General features: G+C 62.5%; 1 protein-coding gene and 1 pseudogene. Both read right to left on the bottom strand.

Translation table 11 applies throughout. The features are described 5' to 3' along the window. Positions 1 to 1,299 (bottom strand): RNA polymerase sigma factor region1.1 domain-containing protein (locus A2I95_RS32230; protein ID WP_291736385.1); only part of this gene is annotated, 1,299 nt, incomplete at its 3' end. A 124-nt stretch (positions 1,300 to 1,423) separates the two neighbouring features. Beyond that, positions 1,424 to 2,290, bottom strand: a pseudogene (locus tag A2I95_RS32225) (DNA primase); the annotation flags it as partial.

Raw genomic sequence — 2,290 nt, 5'->3', positions numbered from 1 at the left:
GCGCAGGTTCGCCTCCACCATTTCTTTCTTGGCCTGACGGGCTTCTTTTTCGCCCTTCTGGACCTGCTGCACGATGCGGCGGAATTCCGAGATGTCCAGACCAACATACTGGCCGACCTGGGCCATGTCGGCGCGCAGTTCTTCGACCTTATCTGTAGAGCGTTCGATGAACATCTGCCAGCCGCGGCCTGGCTTGCCGCCCATGTCAGCGAGCCAGTTCGGGTCCAGCTCGCGGCCGCGATAGGCATCAATGAACTCGCGGCGGTTGATGCGGGCCTGGTCAGCCAGCTTGACCATCGAGCTGTCGATCTGCATCACCCGGCGGTTGATACCATACAACTGGTCGATCAGCGCTTCGATCCGGTTGTTGTGCAGGTGCAGCCCGTTCACCAGCTCAACGATTTCCGAGCGCAGCGCCTGATAGGTCGCCTCGTCCTGAGTGCTGAAGGAACCATCCTCGTTCAGGGTCGCCGAGATCCGGCTGTCCTGCATTTCGGACAGCTGCGCAAAGTCGGTCGAGATCCGCTCAAGCGTGACCAGCACCCGGTCCTTAAGCGCGGCCTCCATTGCGGCCAGCGACATGTTGGCCTGTTCATCTTCATCATCGTCGTCATCGCTGGCAATCGGGTTGCCGTCGGCGTCCAGCTCCGGACCTTCTTCCTTGACCGGCTTGGCCGCAGCAACAGCCGCGGTATCGACAACCGGGGTTTCCTCTTCACCGTCTTCGTCCATCTGGTTGCCAAAGGTGGCCTCCAAGTCGATGACGTCGCGCAGAAGAATATCCTCGGACAGCAGTTCGTCGTGCCAGATTGTGATCGCCTGGAAGGTCAGCGGGCTTTCGCACAGCCCCAGGATCATCGTATTGCGGCCGGCTTCGATCCGCTTGGCGATGGCAATCTCGCCTTCACGGCTGAGCAGCTCAACCGAGCCCATCTCGCGCAGGTACATGCGCACCGGGTCGTCCGTCCGGTCCAGCTTTTCGGCGCCACCGCCCGACAGCGTGACCTCACCCGCCTTCTTGGTCTCGACCAGATCGGTCGATCCCTTGTTGTCGTCCTCTTCCTGTTCTTCTTCCTCGGTGACCTGGATGCCCATTTCGGAGAGCATCGACATCACGTCCTCGATCTGGTCGGAAGAGACCTGATCGGGGGGCAGAACCTGGTTGAGCTGGTCGTAAGTGATGTACCCGCGCTCACGCGCTTCGGCGATCATCTTCTTGACCGCTGTCTGGCTCATGTCGAGGCTGATTTCCTCTTCCTGATCTTCGGACTTTACGTCTTCGTTGTCCTTGGCTGCCATGCGGCTCTCCTGATGAGGGGCTCGGGAACGGGGGCGATTCGATAAACCGACTCATTAGCGCGATTCGGTGATTCGCACACCCGTCTAACCATATTTCTTTACCAGTTCGTCACCAATTCGCTGCTTATTTGCGGCTTTTGTCGAATCGAATCTGTGACAGGAGCGAATCAAACGCACTGCGTTCCTCGCGGTCGATCGGGGCCCCGTTGGGGCCAATGTCATAGTCTGCGTCATCCTCGTCGCGGCGGCGTCCGGCTTGGGCACGCACGCGCGCGGCCTCTGCCAGGCGCCAGGTCAGGGCCTCGTCGGCCCGCGCCTCAAGATCTTCCTGGGCTTCTTTCATTTCCAGCTGCCAGCCATCCTGCGCGGCCAGCTTGGCCAGTTCCTCTGCAACCGTCAGCCGGGCAAGCTCGGCGTTTCCGGGTGCCCGGATACAGGGCACCACGGCCACATGGCGTCCGGACCGAAGGTTTTCAAGGGCCTCGGGGCCAAGCGCTGCCTCGACCACGTCCAGCATCCTGTCACTGTCTCCAAGCCCGCGCAGAATCGCGTCGCGCAGAACCGCCAGCTCGGTGTCGGAACAGGCCATATCCTCCAGCTGGGCCTCGAACTCCTCGGCGATATCGGGCGCTGACAGGATCGCGGCCAGGATCACCTCCTGGCGCAGACGGCGCTCTTCCTCTTCACCGCCAGAGGCCAGCCGCGATGACTTGGCCCCGGGGGTTGGCACGGCGGGGGCCTGCTGTTGGTAACGCCCCCCACCCCGGAACGGACGGTCTGGGCGGGGTGGCCGTGCCGGGCGAAAGGCCTGGTAGCGCAACTCCTTGAGCGCCTCGCCATAGTGATGGCGCAACGTCGGGTCCTGGATCTTGCCGATCCGGGTCCGCAGCGCCTTGTCCAGCGCCGCGCGGCGTTCGGGGCTGTCCAGCACCAGACCATCGGTTTCCTGCCGCCACAGCAGTTGTACCATCGGCAGCGCGCCGTCCAGCAC

Source organism: Leisingera sp. F5 (assembly GCF_001593695.1).
The sequence above is the reverse complement of the archived record's forward strand: the minus strand, read 5'-3'. Positions and strand labels throughout refer to the sequence as shown.